This is a genomic window from Cedecea sp. NFIX57 (assembly GCF_900177785.1).
GTDB lineage: Bacteria > Pseudomonadota > Gammaproteobacteria > Enterobacterales > Enterobacteriaceae > Cedecea > Cedecea neteri_C.
The window spans coordinates 1-15,629 of sequence record NZ_FXAS01000017.1 but is presented as its reverse complement, the minus strand read 5'-3'; the positions used below and the strand labels follow the sequence as shown (position 1 = coordinate 15,629).

Here is a 15,629-nt window from a genome sequence, read left to right as displayed (position 1 = left end):
AGTGACTACAATAGCCGCCTTTCGCCATTACAGAACACGACAAATTTTATGCGCCTGCACGCAAATCAACTTGAATTACTCAGCCCTGCCCGTGATACCGCCATCGCCCGCGAAGCCATTCTCCATGGCGCGGATGCGGTTTACATCGGTGGGCCTGGCTTTGGCGCTCGCCATAACGCCGGTAACAGCCTGCAAGACCTGGCCGAACTGGTGCCGTTTGCCCACCGCTACGGGGCGAAGATTTTTGTTACCCTGAACACCATTCTGCATGATGACGAACTGGAGCCCGCGCGCTCGATGATCGTCGACCTGTACGAAGCCGGGGTTGATGCGCTGATCGTGCAGGATATGGGCGTGCTGGAAATGGATCTGCCGCCGATTGAGCTGCACGCCAGTACCCAGTGCGACATTCGCAGCGTCGAAAAAGCGAAGTTTCTGTCCGATGCGGGTTTCTCGCAAATCGTGCTGGCGCGCGAGCTGAACCTGCAGCAAATTGCCGCTATTCACCAGAATGTTGATGCGACAATTGAGTTCTTTATTCACGGCGCGCTGTGCGTGGCCTATTCCGGGCAGTGTAATATTTCCCACGCCCAGACAGGGCGCAGCGCTAACCGCGGCGACTGCTCTCAGGCCTGCCGCCTGCCGTACACGCTGAAAGACGACCAGGGCCGCGTCGTGGCCTATGAAAAACACCTGCTGTCGATGAAAGACAACGATCAGAGCGCCAACCTGGCGGCGCTGGTCGAGGCGGGCGTGCGCTCCTTCAAAATTGAAGGGCGTTACAAAGACATGAGCTACGTGAAAAACATCACCGCGTACTACCGCCAGCTGCTGGACGAGCTGATGGAAGGGCGCAGCGATCTGACCCGCGCATCTTCCGGCGTGACATCGCACTACTTTATTCCGTCCCCGGATAAAACATTCCACCGTGGCAGCACAGACTACTTCGTGAACGAGCGCAAAATCGACATCGGCGCGTTTGACTCGCCGAAATTCGTTGGCCTGCCGGTGGGTGAAGTGCTGAAGGTAAGCAAAGATCACCTCGACGTCACCACCACCGACACGTTGACTAACGGTGACGGCCTGAACGTGCTGATCAAGCGTGAAATTGTCGGTTTCCGCGCCAATACGGTAGAAAAAACCGGGAAAAATCAGTATCGCGTCTGGCCAAACGAAATGCCGGAAACGCTGAAAAAGGTGCGCCCTAACCACCCGCTGAACCGTAACCTGGACCACAACTGGCAGCAGGCGCTGCTTAAAACCTCCAGTGAACGTCGCGTGGCGGTGGATATCGAGCTTACCGGCAGCCAGCAGCAACTGGTGATGAAAGCCACCAGCGAAGAGGGCGTCAGCGTCAGTCAAACGCTGGTCGGCCAGTTTGATGTCGCCAATAATCCGCAGAAAGCCTTCGACAGCCTGCGTGACGGCCTGACCAAGCTGGGCCAGACCATGTACTCCGCGCGGAAAGTGAACATTTTGCTGGAAGAGGCGTTGTTCGTGCCAAACGCCCTGCTTAACCAGCTGCGCCGTGATGCCATTGACGCCCTGACGGAAGCGCGCCTGCAAAACTACCAGCGTGGAACCCGTAAAGCGGTCAGCGTGCCGCCGCCGGTCTACCCGGACAGCCATTTAAGCTTCCTGGCGAACGTTTATAACCATAAAGCTCGTGAATTTTATCACCGCTACGGCGTTCAGCTGATCGATGCTGCCTATGAAGCGCATGAAGAGAAGGGCGAAGTGCCGGTGATGATCACCAAACACTGCCTGCGCTTTGCATTCAACCTTTGCCCGAAACAGGCGAAAGGGAATATCAAGAGCTGGAAAGCGACCCCGATGCAGCTGGTGCACGGCGACGAGGTGTTGACGCTGAAATTTGACTGCCGACCTTGCGAAATGCACGTCATCGGCAAAATGAAGAACCACATTCTGAAGATGCCGCTGCCGGGAAGCGTGGTGGCATCCATCAGCCCGGATGATTTGATGAAAACGCTGCCGGGCAGAGCGAAGCGTTAATTTCCCTGCTTATTATTTAAAACCGTCTATCGCAGGCGGTTTTTTTTTAATCACTGGTAAGGGATTAATTATTATTTGTCACATACGGAATTATTCCGCTATTAAACAAAAAAAAGATTAAAGCGTGACATTCAGGTGACAAATTTTGTCCTTGTCAGCCATTTTTTCAGCCAGTGATGCTTAACTTCACGATTTTTCGTTATATCTCATTTTCTTAATACTGTTCTAAGATTTCTTTGTTAAATTCTTTTCATTGATAAGTTGTTTAGCTAAACAGGCCGTACTTCCTGAGTGTTGTGCTTTTATTTAATTAGCCTGATTCATTATCCCGTCAGCTTTTGGCGTTTAGCGATTTAATAAGGAATCCACGTAATGAGTGATTTTCTGCCTTTTTCACGCCCGGCGTTAGGTGCGGAAGAAATTGCAGCGGTAACGGAAGTCATGCAATCCGGCTGGATCACCACCGGGCCGAAAAACCAGGCGCTTGAGAAGGCATTTTGTGACTTAACCGGCAACAAACACGCGATTGCGGTAAGTTCCGCAACGGGTGGGATGCACGTTACCCTGATGGCACTGGGGCTGCAGGCAGGTGATGAGGTGATTACACCTTCACTGACGTGGGTTTCCACGCTCAATATGATTGTGCTGTTGGGCGCCGAACCGGTGATGATTGATGTCGATCGTGACACGCTGATGGTCACGCCAGAAGCCATTGAAGCGGCCATTACCCCACGAACTAAAGCCATTATCCCGGTGCATTACGCGGGTGCTCCAGCTGACATCGACGCTATCCGTGCTATCGGCGAACGTCACGGTATTCCGGTGATTGAAGATGCTGCTCATGCGGCCGGCACCGAATATAAGGGCAAGCACGTTGGCGGCAAGGGTACGGCTATCTTCTCATTCCACGCCATCAAGAACATGACCTGCGCCGAAGGCGGCCTGATCGTTACCGACGACGACCAGTTTGCTAACCGCATTCGTAGCCTGAAGTTCCACGGTTTGGGCGTAGACGCCTTTGACCGTCAGACGCATGGCCGCGCGCCGCAGGCTGAAGTTATCTCTCCGGGGTTCAAATACAACCTTGCGGACATCAACGCGGCTATCGCGCTGGTGCAGTTGGGCAAGCTGGAGCAAATCAATATCCGCCGTCAGGAAATTGCCGAACGCTATCTCAAAGAGCTGGCCGACACGCCATTCCTGCCGCTTGCCACTCCGACCTGGCAGCACCGCCATGCCTGGCATCTGTTTATCATCCGCGTGGATGAAGCCACCTGCGGCATTTCCCGCAGCGGCCTGATGGAAGCGCTGAAAGAGCGTGGCATCGGCACCGGCCTGCACTTCCGCGCGGCGCACACCCAGAAATATTACCGCGAGCGCTATCCGCAGCTTCAACTGCCGAACAGCGACTGGAACAGCGAGCGCATTTGCTCCATTCCTCTGTTCCCAACCATGACCGACGATGACACTTCCCGCGTCATTACCGCTTTACGTGAAATAGCAGGACTTTAAGATGACGACCCCGGAACCGATCAAGAAAGTTTCCGTTGTGATCCCGGTGTACAACGAACAGGACAGCCTGCCTGAACTGCTGCGTCGTACCACTGAAGCTTGTCAAAAGCTGAACCGTGATTACGAAATTCTCCTCATAGATGATGGCAGCAGCGACGACTCTGCCGCCATGCTGACCCGTGCGGCAGAAGCCCCGGACAGCCACATTGTCGCGGTATTGTTGAACCGCAACTATGGCCAGCACTCGGCGATCATGGCGGGCTTTAGCCACGTCACTGGCGACCTTATTGTCACCCTGGATGCCGACCTGCAAAACCCGCCGGAAGAGATCCCGCGCCTGGTTGAGAAGGCTGATGAAGGCTATGACGTGGTGGGCACCGTGCGCCAGAACCGTCAGGACAGTTGGTTCCGCAAACGCGCGTCAAAAATGATTAACCACCTGATCCAGCGTACCACCGGTAAAGCGATGGGCGACTACGGTTGTATGCTGCGCGCCTACCGCCGCCACATCATCGACGCGATGCTGCACTGCCACGAACGCAGCACCTTTATTCCTATTCTGGCAAACACCTTTGCCCGTCGGGCCATTGAGATCCCGGTGCACCACGACGAGCGTCAGTTTGGCGACTCGAAGTACAGCTTCATGCGCCTGATCAACCTGATGTATGACCTGATCACCTGTCTGACCACGACGCCGCTGCGTTTGCTCAGCGTCGTCGGCAGCATTATCGCACTGTCCGGCTTTGCGCTTGCGGTGCTGCTGGTGGTGTTACGTCTTGCTCTTGGCCCGCAGTGGGCGGCGGACGGGGTGTTTATGCTCTTCGCCGTTCTGTTCACCTTTATTGGCGCCCAGTTCATCGGAATGGGGCTGCTGGGTGAGTACATTGGCCGTATCTATAACGACGTGCGTGCTCGCCCTCGTTACTTTATTCAACGCGTAGTTAGCAGTGAAACCGCTTTATCTTCAGAGGAAAATCAATAATGAAAGCAGTTGTTTTCGCCTATCACGATATGGGCTGTGTGGGTGTTCGTGCCCTGGTTGAAGCAGGCTATGACATTGCAGCAATTTATACTCACCCGGATAACGCCGCTGAGAATAACTTCTTCGGTTCTGTGGCCCGCACGGCGGCAGAATTCGGCATCCCGGTTTTTGCTCCTGAAGATGTGAACCACCCGCTGTGGGTTGACCGCATTAAAGACGCGCAGCCTGAAGTGATTTTCTCCTTCTACTACCGCAACCTGCTGAGCGAAGAGATCCTGGACTGCGCTTCCGTCGGGGCATTTAACCTCCACGGTTCTCTGCTGCCTAAATTCCGTGGCCGCGCGCCGCTGAACTGGGTGCTGGTGAAAGGTGAAACCGAAACCGGCGTTACTCTGCACCGCATGGTGAAACGCGCAGACGCGGGCGACATCGTTGCTCAGGAACGCGTGGCAATTGCCGCAGAAGATACTGCCCTGACTCTGCATCACAAACTGTGCGAAACCGCGAAATCCCTGCTGGCGAAAAGCCTGCCGGTGATCAAAACCGGTCACTTCCCACAGACCGCTCAGGACGAATCCAAAGCGACCTATTTCGGCGGCCGTTCACCTAAAGATGGTGCGATCAACTGGGAAGGCACTGCAGCAGAAGCCAACAACCTGGTACGTGCGGTTTCCGAACCGTGGCCAGGTGCGTTCAGCTACGTGGGCGGCGGCAAATTCATTATCTGGAAAAGCCGCGTGCTGGAAAGCAATAACGGCGCGAAAGCCGGGACCGTGCTCTCCGTTAATCCGCTGGTGATTGCGTGTGGTACCGGTGCTCTGGAAGTGGTAACCGGCCAGGCTGAAAACGGTGTTTACATGCAGGGCTCCCAGCTTGCGCAGTCTCTGGGCCTGGTCAGCGGCGCGATTCTGAGCAGCAAACCGGTTTCCGCTATCAAACGTCGTACCCGCGTACTGATCCTGGGCGTGAACGGCTTCATCGGTAACCACCTGACTGAACGCCTGCTGCGTGATGACAACTTCGAAATCTTCGGCCTGGACATCGGTTCCGACGCGATTTCTCGCTTCATCGGCAACGAGCGTTTCCACTTTGTCGAAGGTGATATCAGCATCCACTCCGAGTGGATCGAATACCACATTAAGAAGTGTGACGTAGTGCTGCCGCTGGTGGCGATCGCGACGCCAATCGAATATACCCGTAACCCGCTGCGCGTGTTCGAACTCGACTTCGAAGAGAACCTGAAGATCATCCGCGACTGCGTGAAATACAAAAAACGCATTATCTTCCCGTCCACCTCCGAAGTGTACGGCATGTGCACCGACAAGTCGTTTGACGAAGATAACTCCCCGCTGATCGTTGGGCCAATCAACAAACAGCGCTGGATCTACTCCGTGTCCAAGCAGCTGCTTGACCGTGTTATCTGGGCTTACGGCGAAAAAGAAGGGCTGCGCTTCACGCTGTTCCGTCCGTTTAACTGGATGGGCCCGCGTCTGGACAACCTGAACGCCGCGCGTATCGGTAGTTCCCGTGCAATTACTCAGCTGATCCTGAACCTGGTAGAAGGTTCCCCGATCAAGCTTATCGACGGCGGTAAGCAGAAGCGCTGCTTCACCGACATCGGAGACGGTATCGAAGCGCTGTTCCGCATTATTGAAAACAAAAACAATAACTGCGACGGCCAGATCATCAACATCGGTAACCCGGACAACGAAGCAAGCATCAAACAGCTGGCAGAAATGCTGCTGGAAAGCTTCGAACGCCATCCGCTGCGCAACCAGTTCCCGCCGTTTGCCGGTTTCCGCGAAGTGGAAAGCAGCGCGTACTACGGTAAAGGCTATCAGGACGTTGAGCACCGTAAGCCAAGCATCCGCAACGCCCAGCGCCTGCTGGACTGGACGCCTGAAGTCCACATGGAGAAAACCATCGATGAAACGCTGGACTTCTTCCTGAAAACCGTTGAGCTGACGGACCCTGCTTCATGAGAAAAGTCGGCCTGCGTATTGATGTCGACACCTGGCGAGGCACCCGTGAAGGGGTGCCAAACCTTCTGGAGACGCTAAGTTTACACTCGACTCAGGCAACCTTTTTCTTCAGCGTTGGGCCGGACAACATGGGGCGCCACTTGTGGCGCCTGATCAAGCCTAAATTCCTGTGGAAGATGCTGCGCTCCAACGCAGCATCGCTGTATGGCTGGGACATTCTGCTGGCGGGGACCGCGTGGCCCGGGCGCGTGATTGGCGCAGGCAACGCAGAGGTTATCGCGGCAGCGGCGGACCACCATGAGGTGGGCCTCCACGCGTGGGATCACCATGCCTGGCAGGCCTGGGCGGGCGTCTGGGAACAGGACAAGCTCGAACACCAGATTCGCCTCGGCCTGGATGCGCTGCAGAAAATTGTGGGTCAGCCTGTTAGCTGCTCAGCGGTGGCGGGCTGGCGTGCAGACCAGCGCGTAGTGAAAGCGAAAGCCGCTTTCCCGTTCCAGTACAACAGTGACTGCCGTGGTACCATGCCGTTTATCCCTGTGCTGTCTGGCTGTCGCGAAGCGACGGTGCAGATTCCCGTCACGCTACCAACGTGGGACGAGGTGATTGGGACTGAAGTCAGTAAAGAGAACTTTAACCGTTTTATCCTGGATAAAATTCACCAGGACAGCGGCACACCGGTTTACACCATTCATGCCGAAGTTGAAGGGATGGTGATGCGAGATTCCTTTAGTGAATTGCTGGCGATGGCCGCTACCGAGGGGGTTCAGTTCTGCCCGCTAAGCGAGCTTCTGCCGGACGATTTATCCACGCTGCCGAGAGGCAAAATTGTGCGCGGGACAATTCCAGGCCGCGAAGGCTGGCTGGGTTGCCAACAACTTATAGAGTCGTGAACCGATGAAATTTGCAAAATATGGAATGACCCTTCTGGTCTGTTTTGCCTTGCTTTACCTTATACCGCTGGAGTTTCGTCACCTGTGGCAGCCGGATGAGACGCGTTATGCGGAAATCAGCCGCGAAATGCTGTTGTCTGGCAACTGGATCGTTCCTCATTTCCTTGACCTGCGCTATTTCGAAAAGCCGGTGGCGGGGTACTGGATCAACAACATCAGCCAGTTCATCTTTGGTCATAACAATTTTGCCGTGCGTTTTGGTTCCGTATTTTCAGTGACCCTGAGCGCGTTGTTGACTTACTGGCTGGCGTTCCGTCTGTGGCGCGATAAAACCATCGCTGTGCTGTCTGGGGTTATCTTCCTTACCTGCCTGCTGGTCTACGGCATTGGTACGTATTCCGTTCTCGATCCGATGATCACCCTGTGGCTGACGGCGGCGATGTGCAGCTTCTGGCTGGCCAGTACCGCGCAAACCACCGGCGGTAAAATCGGCGGTTACGTGCTGCTGGGCCTGGCCTGCGGCATGGGCGTGATGACCAAAGGGTTCCTGGCGCTGGCAGTGCCGGTGATTGGCGTGCTGCCGTGGGTGATTGCACAGAAACGCTGGAAAGAAGTCTTGCTGTTTGGGCCGCTGGCGGTGTTGAGCGCAGTGCTGATTATGCTGCCGTGGGCGGTGGCAATCGCCAAAGCAGAGCCTGATTTCTGGCACTATTTCTTCTGGGTGGAGCACATTCAGCGCTTTGCCGAGAAAGACGCGCAGCATAAAGCGCCGTTCTGGTACTACATTCCGTTCCTGATTGCGGGTTCCCTGCCATGGCTGGCGCTGCTGCCGGGTGCGCTGAAAAGCGGTTGGAAAAGCCGGGGCGAGCAGGGCGGTGCGTTCTACCTGCTGGGCTGGGTTGTGATGCCGTTGCTGTTCTTCAGTATCGCGAAAGGCAAACTGCCGACCTACATCCTGCCGTGCTTTGCGCCACTGGCGATCCTGATGGCGCGTCACGCCGTAGAGCTGGCGAAAAGCGGCTCCGCTATTTTACGCGCCAACGGCTGGATTAATCTGCTGTTCGGATCGGTCTGTGTGATTATCGTCGCCTTCTTCCTCGCACCGTGGGGGCTGGCAAGACATCCGGTGTATGCCGCCAATGAAACGCTGAAGGTGGTATTGGCCTGTCTGGCGTTTGCCGTCTGGGGGCTGTTCGGTCTTCTGACGCTGAGTCAGACCGCGAAACGCTGGTACTGGGCGGCGCTGTGTCCGCTGGGCCTGGCGCTGCTGGTGGGCGTGGTCATTCCATCAAAAGTGGAAAACTCCAAGCAGCCGCAGGCATTTATCCATGAAATGCGTCCGCAGCTGGAAGACAGCCGTTACATCTTCACCAACAACGTCGGTATCGCCGCCGGGGTTGCATGGGAGCTGAAGCGTAGCGATATCAATCTTTATAATCAGGCGGGCGAGCTGCGCTACGGCCTTGATTATCCGGACGTGTCTAACCGCTATGTTAGCGCCGCCGACTTCGAATCCTGGCTGGCGGAACACCGCAAGCAGGGCAAAGTGTCGCTGATGCTGCTGGTGTCGAATAATAGCGATCTTAATGACCTGAAGTTGCCGGAACCGGATCACCGGGCCAACAGCGGGCGTTTCGTTCTGTTTGAGTACGACGCGCAACCATGAACATTGCGCTGATCGTTCTGGCCAGTTTGCTTAGCTGCGGCGGGCAGCTGTGCCAGAAGCAGGCGGCTCAGGGGGCGGGGCGCCGTCACCTGATGCTGTGGCTTGGGATTAGCGTGATGCTACTAGGGCTGGGGATGCTCGTCTGGCTGCTGGTGCTCCAGCACGTCGAGGTGAGTATCGCTTACCCCATGCTGAGCCTGAACTTTATCTTCATCACCCTTGCCGCGCGCTGGATCTGGAAAGAGAAAATTTCTGCGCACCACTGGCTGGGCGTGATACTGATCATTCTGGGAATTATCGCGCTGGGAGGGCACGCCTGATGGGTTATATCTGGGCGTTGATGAGCGTGCTGCTGGTCAGCGGGGCGCAGCTCAGCATGAAATGGGCGATGATTCAGTTTCCTCCCGCCGCACCGAGCCTTGAGTTTATTAAGGCCGTGCTGTTTGGCGGCTACGGGCTGCTGGCGCTGATGAGTGGGCTGGCGGCCTATGCATTTTCAATGGGCTGCTGGTACATGGCGCTAAAGCGCATTCCGCTCAGCAAAGCGTATCCGCTTTTAAGCCTGAGCTATGTGCTGGTGTGGTTCGCTGCCATTAACCTGCCGTGGCTTAACGAAGAGTTCAGTCCGGGCAAGCTTCTCGGCGTGGCGGCGATTTTCGTCGGCCTGGTGCTGATTTGCCTGCCTCATCAGCTACGTCACAAAAAGGAAAAGTAATGCGCTAGTTGTTCAGGCAAACTGACGGCAACCTGATGAAAACCGGATGTGAAGTATGAACCCACATATCATTGAAGTGCCGTTAGAAAAGTCTTATCGCCTGATCAACCACGGCCCAACCGTGCTGGTGTCTGCCCACCACAATGGCGTGGACGACGTAATGACCGCTGCCTGGGCCTGTGCGCTGGACTTTACCCCGTCCAAGTTGATGGTGGTGCTGGATAAAATCACCGCCACCCGCACGCTTATCGAAAATAGCGGCATCTTTGTGATTCAGGTGCCCTGCGCCGCCCAGCTCAAAATGACCCATTTTCTCGGTACCCACAGCCTGAAAGAGATGCCCGACAAGCTCGAACAATCCGGCGTGGAGCTGTTCCGCGCGCCGGGTCACAGCGTGCCGCTGGTCGCAGGCTGCACGGCCTGGATGGTGTGCAAACTTATCCCCGAGCCGCATAACCATCAGGCCCACGATCTGTTTATCGGTGAAATTATTGCTGCCTGGGCTGACGACCGTGTGTTCCAGAACGGCCACTGGTCGTTTGAATCCTCCCCGCCGGAATACCGCAGCCTGCACTACATTGCCGGCGGCCAGTTCTACGCCATTGGCGAATCGCTGGTGGTGCCGGACGTGGAGGCATAATGAAAAAGATTGAGCTTCCCGCCGAGGGTTACCGGCAACTGAGTGATTTCATCACCGACTGGCTGGACGACAAGCACGACCTGCAAATAGGGCAGTTTGAAGCTGAATTCTTCCTGGATGAGCTGGTGAAAAAAATGGCACCCGCGCTCTACAATAAAGGACTTGAGGACGCGCTGGCGGTCGCCCAAAGCAACATGCTAACGCTGGAAGAGTTGCTGGATCTGGAAAAGATCGTCGATTAGTTTTACCTGGGGCGAGCGGGAGCTTGCCTCAGTGCTTCCGCTCTGCCAGCCGTTGGGCAATAAGACTGGCGATAGTATCCGGTTCAGCGGTCGAAAAAATCTGAATATCGCCCTGAGCCATGTAAGGCGCAAAACGTTGGCTGAATTTCTTGATTTCTCCTTCGCTTTGCAGGCCAAATCCTCGTTTTAACTGCCGTGCAACAATGATGTTCAGCGCCTCCTGGTAGTCGCATGAGGGCATCAGCAGTACCGAAGTACCTGCCTGCTGCACTCGCTTTTTATTCGCCGCCACAATATCTGCCCGTATGTCGGTCGCCAGAAACCCCGAAGAAAGAATAAAGACTGTGCTGGTGTAGGTTTCTTTGAGCAGCGTGTCCAGCAGCTTTGCATTCTCTTCAAGATAGCTTTCATACCCCTGCGAGGAGATAAAGGTGCGGATATTCATGTGGCGAAGGCAAAACTCATCATCAAGATCTTTCGCGCCATAGCCGAGTTTCAGGGCAAGTCTGGTACCCACCGTGCTTTTACCGGCTCCGCCGGGACCAATAAGAAAGATAAAATCAGGCATTTTTTCTCGTTTATTCTTCACTATCCAGGTCGCTATTTTGCCGCTGTGCCAGAATAAAATCGCTGATAAAGTCGACAAAAACGCGGATCTTCGACGAAAGCTGTTTCCCCGAAGTCCAGACCATCTGGAATTGTCCTGGCGCCTTCAAATACTTACCCAGCAGCGGTTGCACAATACCTCTCGCCAACTGAGGCTCAATCATAAAATCAGGGACAGCCCCAACGCCCAGGCCGTTAATGATCGCGCTACGCACCATCTCCATGTTGTTCGAACTGAACACGGTGCGGGTGCGAACGTCCGCCAGTTCAGATAAGTCACGCAGCGGCCAGGCCTGCAGCTTGCCGGTGTTCACATAGCGGAAACGAATTCCGCAATGCCCCTCCAGTTCCCGGGGCGATTGTGGCACGCCATGCCGGGCAAGATAGGCCGGAGAAGCGCAGAGAATAAGTTGCAAAGAGGGCAGCGCGCGACGCATCAAGCGAGAATCCGGGAGTTCGCCGGTTCGGATAGCAATATCCACGTCCTCGTCAATCAAGTTCACCAGCCTGTCGCTGAAATCCAGATCGAGATCGATGTCTGGGTAACGGCGAACGAAAGCGATAATGGCTGCTTCAAACAGGATGTGGCTGGCGGCGGGCAGGCTAACTCGCAGGCGGCCTCTGGGTGTTTCACTGGCATGGGAGAGCAGGGCATCCGCCTCATCCAAATCCTGCAGAATGTGCCGGCAGCGTTCAAAGTAAACCCTGCCTTCGGACGTCATCTGCAGGCTGCGGGTGGTGCGGTGAAAAAGCCGCACCCCAAGCTGCTCTTCAAGTCTCGTAATCCCTTTTCCCACCGCCGAAGCGGAAAGCCCCAGAGCTTGTCCGGCGCGGACAAAACTGCCCAACTCTGCGGTGCGGACAAAATAGGTCAGGCTGGACAGGCGATCCATAGTGATACCTCTATTCGAGCGTTTTGTTCCGTAATGTTCGGACGTTTTATCATTTTTGTCACTGAAAAACACCCGCTACTCTGCACGCTATCCCACCTGCTTACTGCAGGCTCTGTTTTGAGATTGTGAGTTCCGCTAAGGATATGAATGATGGCCGTTACCCGTCTCCACCCGCCGCAAGAACAGCTCCTGACGCTGGTCGCTGTGTGTCTTGCCTCGATCACTATGCCTTTTAATTTTACCGCCGCTGCCGTGGCCTTACCCGCTATCGGGCAAAGCTTTCACGGCTCGAGCATGGCGGTTAACTGGGTAGCTAATGCATTTATGCTGACCTTTGGCAGTTGCCTGATGCTGGCGGGCGCACTTGCCGACAGCTACGGGCGTAAGCGCATGTTTGCCGGAGGGATTGCGGCCTTTGCGTTACTGTCAGCCGCGCTGCTTGCCGCGCCAAACTTGTTTGTTTTCGACCTGCTGCGAGGGGCACAAGGAATTGCCGCCGCTATCGCGTTTTCCGGCGGGATGTCGGCACTGGCGCAGGTTTTTGACGGAACCGACAGGATGCGTGCTTTCAGCTTCGTCGGCTGCAGTTTCGGTATTGGCCTGGCTTTTGGCCCCGTAGCAGCGGCGGTAATGATCGATCTCTTCAACTGGTCAATTGTCTTTATTCTACTGACGCTGGTGGCAGGCATTGCCTGTTTTTTGTCCTGTCGCTATATGCCCGAATCCCGCAATCCAGCGGCAAACGGTATCGACTGGGCCGGAGCCGTGGTGTTTACGTGGACACTGGGTGTTTTCACTTATGCCGTTCTGCGCGTGCCGGAGGTTGGTTGGGGGGATGTCTATAACCTGGCACTGTTTGCGGTGGTCACGATTTCACTGCTGGTATTTATTCGCATTGAACTGCGTGTTCAGCAGCCGATGCTCGACCTGACTTTATTTAAGTTTCCCCGGTTTGTTGGTGTTCAGCTCCTCGCGGCTGCCCCGGCCTATTCCTTTGTAGTTTTGCTTCTGCTCTTACCGCTGCGCTTTGTTGGCGTGGAAGGGATGCCGGTGCTTGAGGCCGGACGGTTAATGATTGCGCTCTCTGCGCCGCTGTTGTTCCTGCCGATTATTGCCGGTTCCCTGACCCGCTGGTTCTCTGCTTCCGTCCTGTGCGGGGTTGGGTTGCTGGTCTGTGCGGCCGGATTATTGTGGCTCAGCCGCATTCCGGGTGGGGCATCTGCGTGGCAGTTTGCCTTACCGATGTGGACGATCGGCTGCGGGATAAGCCTGCCCTGGGGATTGATGGATGGCCTGGCGGTGAGCGTGGTGCCCCGCGAAAGGGCGGGCATGGCAACGGGTATTTTCAGTACCACGCGGGTGGCTGGGGAAGGGATTGCGATGGCCATTGTGAGCGCGCTGCTCTCTTCACTGATGGCAAAGAACCTGCACCAGGCGGTGTCCGGCAGCCCTCAACGGCTTGCCCATGTCGCGCAAAGCGTTGTTACCGGTGATGTCGCGACCGCAACCACATCGCTGCAGGGCGTGACGTATAAAACAATTGCCGCCAGCTACGACGCGGCATTCAGCGACCTGTTGCTGCTGTTGATGAGCATCACATTGCTGGTCGCACTGGTGGTGTTTTTATTTCTGGACAAAGGACAAACCGGGGATGAAACCCGGCCACAAGCGACGGCGAGTTGATCGCCATTTTAAGTCAATAGTGAGAGTGCAATGATGACCACACATGTCAAAGATCTGTTCAGCCCGCTACGGGCAGGCAGGCTCAGTTTACAACATCGGGTAGTGATGGCGCCGCTAACCAGAATGCGTGCATCCGGGCCAGAAGGCGCACCTGACGCGCTTAACGCCGAATACTACGGCCAGCGTGCCAGCGAAGGCGGCCTGATTATTACCGAGGCGACGAATATTTCGCTGCAGGGGAAAGGTTTTCCGCAAACGCCGGGCATCTATAGCGATAGTCAGCAGGCAGGCTGGAAGCAGGTTGTGGAAGCCGTGCATCAAAAGGGCGGCGCTATTTACCTCCAGCTCTGGCACACGGGGCGCATTTCTCATCAGAGTCACCACCCTGAAACCCCGTCGATTGCTCCCTCGGCTATTCGCCCTGTGGGTGAAACCCTGGATGCTAACTTTACACCTCAGCCGTTTGCCACACCGGCAGCCCTTGAACTCTCGGCCATTCCTGCGGTGATTGAGGAGTATCGCGAGGCGGCACGGCGAGCGAAGGCTGCGGGTTTCGACGGCGTGGAGTTGCATGCGGCGAACGGTTTTCTCATTGATCAGTTTTTGCAGAACAAAACTAACCAGCGCACGGACGAATATGGTGGCAGCATAGCAAACCGAATGCGCTTCATGCGCGAAGCGCTTGCGGCGCTGCGTGAGGTTTACTCCGCTGGGGAAATCGGTGTCAGGCTTTCCCCGTTCGGCAAGCTGGGAGACATTGGCGACAGTAACCCGATGGCGCTGTTTACGGACGTTGCCACCTGGCTTTCAGAACAGCAGATTGGCTACCTGCATCTGGTGGAGCCGCGAGCCAACACTGGGCTAAATGAAGAGCAGGACATGACGCAGCCAGCCTCTATTGCTGCATTGCTACGGCCCTATTTTGACGGCGCTATTATTGCCTCAGGCGGTTTTACCCGCGAATCAGCAAATGCGCTTATTGCCGCAGGAAATGCGGATGCCGTGGCCTTCGGGCGAGCATTTATTGCTAACCCCGATCTGCCGTATCGGCTGTCCGTAAATGCGCCTTTAAACGCCTATGACCGTTCAACATTTTACGCCGGGGATGCCCGCGGTTACACCGACTACCCGACTTTGCCACGCCACTGACCTTTCAGGAGAGTTCTATGTTATTTAACGACACCGCATCCCCCATTCTTGATGTACAGGGGCCGCCACCCTGGCTGGCTATCCTTGCTGATGAGGCGAGCCTGCAAGGCGTGGTGCTAAAAGCGCCGGTTCACGGCAAAACGGCGATTCTGGAGATCCTGAAAGCGGCCATTCCGCTGTATGACTTCCAGCGCTTTACTTACCGGGATTATGTCAACGAGCGGTTCTTTATGGAGTCTTACCGCGCAAGCGTGGACGGCGTGGCCGTGGAGTGCGCAGTGTGGGTGCATATCAATGAGCAAGGGCAGGCAGATTCGCTGATGATTCACCATCATCCACTGCCTGCGGCGCTCTATTTTTCTCAGCGGATGTGGCAGCAGGTTGATGAAAAGTATCGTGAACTTTACCTCAGCCCGAAGGAATACGCGGCGCTAACTCGTGGATAAGAAGAGGGGCGCATTGCGCCCCTCAGACTGCTGACTAACCCCACTGTTTTTTGGTGGGGCTCTGTTTTTGAGCGACCGCAGGTCGCGATCGCGATTTTTTTCTCTTCACCTGGCCAGCGTTTTCAGCCACAGCCTCCGGGCCACATATCCCCTCATGAAGGCCGTCACCATGCTAAAAAGCCAGCAAAGATGCGCCAGCAGCGCCAT

The 15,629-nt window shown here is 55.7% G+C and carries 15 protein-coding genes; 13 read left to right on the top strand and 2 right to left on the bottom strand.

Annotation, left to right across the window (positions count from 1 at the left end):
• Positions 1-48 precede the first annotated feature (48 nt).
• From B9Y90_RS15565 to B9Y90_RS15520, 10 genes are all read left to right on the top strand, one after another.
• The gene (locus tag B9Y90_RS15565) at positions 49-2,013 is read left to right on the top strand and encodes a peptidase U32 family protein (protein WP_085541764.1); all 1,965 of its coding nucleotides are present in this window, start codon (positions 49-51) and stop codon (positions 2,011-2,013) included.
• 372 nt (positions 2,014-2,385) lie between these two features.
• Positions 2,386-3,525, top strand: a complete 1,140-nt coding sequence (arnB, locus tag B9Y90_RS15560) for a UDP-4-amino-4-deoxy-L-arabinose aminotransferase (RefSeq protein WP_085541763.1) — start codon at positions 2,386-2,388, stop codon at positions 3,523-3,525.
• 1 nt (position 3,526) lies between these two features.
• A complete protein-coding gene (gene arnC, locus B9Y90_RS15555) occupies positions 3,527-4,507 on the top strand; it encodes an undecaprenyl-phosphate 4-deoxy-4-formamido-L-arabinose transferase (RefSeq protein ID WP_008460725.1) in 981 nt (326 codons plus the stop codon).
• Complete coding sequence (arnA, locus tag B9Y90_RS15550) at positions 4,507-6,489, top strand: bifunctional UDP-4-amino-4-deoxy-L-arabinose formyltransferase/UDP-glucuronic acid oxidase ArnA (RefSeq protein WP_039292718.1); 1,983 nt, start codon at positions 4,507-4,509, stop codon at positions 6,487-6,489. Before arnC ends, arnA begins: the two co-directional genes overlap by 1 nt.
• Positions 6,486-7,382, top strand: coding sequence for a 4-deoxy-4-formamido-L-arabinose-phosphoundecaprenol deformylase (gene arnD / locus B9Y90_RS15545; protein ID WP_085541762.1), 897 nt, complete (start codon positions 6,486-6,488; stop codon positions 7,380-7,382). Before arnA ends, arnD begins: the two co-directional genes overlap by 4 nt.
• 4 nt (positions 7,383-7,386) lie before the next feature.
• The gene (gene arnT, locus B9Y90_RS15540; RefSeq protein WP_085541761.1) at positions 7,387-9,048 is read left to right on the top strand and encodes a lipid IV(A) 4-amino-4-deoxy-L-arabinosyltransferase; all 1,662 of its coding nucleotides are present in this window, start codon (positions 7,387-7,389) and stop codon (positions 9,046-9,048) included.
• Positions 9,045-9,368 (top strand): 4-amino-4-deoxy-L-arabinose-phosphoundecaprenol flippase subunit ArnE, encoded by a 324-nt coding sequence (gene arnE / locus B9Y90_RS15535; protein ID WP_085541760.1) that lies wholly within the window; start codon positions 9,045-9,047, stop codon positions 9,366-9,368. The genes arnT and arnE overlap by 4 nt, the downstream gene beginning before the upstream one ends.
• Positions 9,368-9,763, top strand: a complete 396-nt coding sequence (gene arnF, locus B9Y90_RS15530) for a 4-amino-4-deoxy-L-arabinose-phosphoundecaprenol flippase subunit ArnF (protein WP_085541759.1) — start codon at positions 9,368-9,370, stop codon at positions 9,761-9,763. Before arnE ends, arnF begins: the two co-directional genes overlap by 1 nt.
• A gap of 55 nt (positions 9,764-9,818) precedes the next feature.
• Positions 9,819-10,403: a flavin reductase family protein gene (locus tag B9Y90_RS15525; protein WP_085541758.1), complete on the top strand. Its 585-nt coding sequence runs from the start codon at positions 9,819-9,821 to the stop codon at positions 10,401-10,403.
• Positions 10,403-10,645: a DUF2164 domain-containing protein gene (locus B9Y90_RS15520; RefSeq protein ID WP_085541757.1), complete on the top strand. Its 243-nt coding sequence runs from the start codon at positions 10,403-10,405 to the stop codon at positions 10,643-10,645. Before B9Y90_RS15525 ends, B9Y90_RS15520 begins: the two co-directional genes overlap by 1 nt.
• A 28-nt stretch (positions 10,646-10,673) precedes the next feature.
• Here the strand turns inward: B9Y90_RS15520 and B9Y90_RS15515 are convergent, their stop codons facing one another.
• Positions 10,674-11,213: a shikimate kinase gene (locus B9Y90_RS15515; RefSeq protein ID WP_085541756.1), complete on the bottom strand. Its 540-nt coding sequence runs from the start codon at positions 11,211-11,213 to the stop codon at positions 10,674-10,676.
• A 10-nt stretch (positions 11,214-11,223) separates the two neighbouring features.
• Entirely contained in the window at positions 11,224-12,144 is a 921-nt protein-coding gene (locus B9Y90_RS15510; protein WP_085541755.1) for a LysR family transcriptional regulator, read from the bottom strand.
• Between the two features lie 147 nt (positions 12,145-12,291).
• On the opposite strand from B9Y90_RS15510, the gene B9Y90_RS15505 reads away from it, so the two are divergent.
• Genes B9Y90_RS15505 through B9Y90_RS15495 form a run of 3 tightly spaced genes read left to right on the top strand, consistent with a single transcriptional unit; the run spans position 12,292 to position 15,422 of the window.
• Positions 12,292-13,827, top strand: coding sequence for an MFS transporter (locus B9Y90_RS15505; RefSeq protein ID WP_217808986.1), 1,536 nt, complete (start codon positions 12,292-12,294; stop codon positions 13,825-13,827).
• A gap of 30 nt (positions 13,828-13,857) precedes the next feature.
• Positions 13,858-14,976, top strand: coding sequence for an alkene reductase (locus B9Y90_RS15500; RefSeq protein ID WP_139827402.1), 1,119 nt, complete (start codon positions 13,858-13,860; stop codon positions 14,974-14,976).
• 17 nt (positions 14,977-14,993) lie between these two features.
• Complete coding sequence (locus tag B9Y90_RS15495; RefSeq protein ID WP_085541752.1) at positions 14,994-15,422, top strand: hypothetical protein; 429 nt, start codon at positions 14,994-14,996, stop codon at positions 15,420-15,422.
• Positions 15,423-15,629 lie beyond the last annotated feature (207 nt).

Excerpts from the sequence above, each read along its gene's own strand:
- arnC (WP_008460725.1), top strand. The coding sequence starts at position 3,527 with ATGACGACCCCGGAACCGATCAAGAAAGTTTCCGTTGTGATCCCGGTG.
- B9Y90_RS15505 (WP_217808986.1), top strand. The coding sequence starts at position 12,292 with ATGATGGCCGTTACCCGTCTCCACCCGCCGCAAGAACAGCTCCTGACG.
- B9Y90_RS15520 (WP_085541757.1), top strand. The coding sequence starts at position 10,403 with ATGAAAAAGATTGAGCTTCCCGCCGAGGGTTACCGGCAACTGAGTGAT.
- B9Y90_RS15500 (WP_139827402.1), top strand. The coding sequence starts at position 13,858 with ATGATGACCACACATGTCAAAGATCTGTTCAGCCCGCTACGGGCAGGC.
- arnD (WP_085541762.1), top strand. The coding sequence starts at position 6,486 with ATGAGAAAAGTCGGCCTGCGTATTGATGTCGACACCTGGCGAGGCACC.
- B9Y90_RS15510 (WP_085541755.1), bottom strand. The coding sequence starts at position 12,144 with ATGGATCGCCTGTCCAGCCTGACCTATTTTGTCCGCACCGCAGAGTTG.
- arnF (WP_085541759.1), top strand. The coding sequence starts at position 9,368 with ATGGGTTATATCTGGGCGTTGATGAGCGTGCTGCTGGTCAGCGGGGCG.
- arnA (WP_039292718.1), top strand. The coding sequence starts at position 4,507 with ATGAAAGCAGTTGTTTTCGCCTATCACGATATGGGCTGTGTGGGTGTT.
- B9Y90_RS15495 (WP_085541752.1), top strand. The coding sequence starts at position 14,994 with ATGTTATTTAACGACACCGCATCCCCCATTCTTGATGTACAGGGGCCG.
- arnT (WP_085541761.1), top strand. The coding sequence starts at position 7,387 with ATGAAATTTGCAAAATATGGAATGACCCTTCTGGTCTGTTTTGCCTTG.
- B9Y90_RS15565 (WP_085541764.1), top strand. The coding sequence starts at position 49 with ATGCGCCTGCACGCAAATCAACTTGAATTACTCAGCCCTGCCCGTGAT.
- arnB (WP_085541763.1), top strand. The coding sequence starts at position 2,386 with ATGAGTGATTTTCTGCCTTTTTCACGCCCGGCGTTAGGTGCGGAAGAA.
- B9Y90_RS15525 (WP_085541758.1), top strand. The coding sequence starts at position 9,819 with ATGAACCCACATATCATTGAAGTGCCGTTAGAAAAGTCTTATCGCCTG.
- B9Y90_RS15515 (WP_085541756.1), bottom strand. The coding sequence starts at position 11,213 with ATGCCTGATTTTATCTTTCTTATTGGTCCCGGCGGAGCCGGTAAAAGC.
- arnE (WP_085541760.1), top strand. The coding sequence starts at position 9,045 with ATGAACATTGCGCTGATCGTTCTGGCCAGTTTGCTTAGCTGCGGCGGG.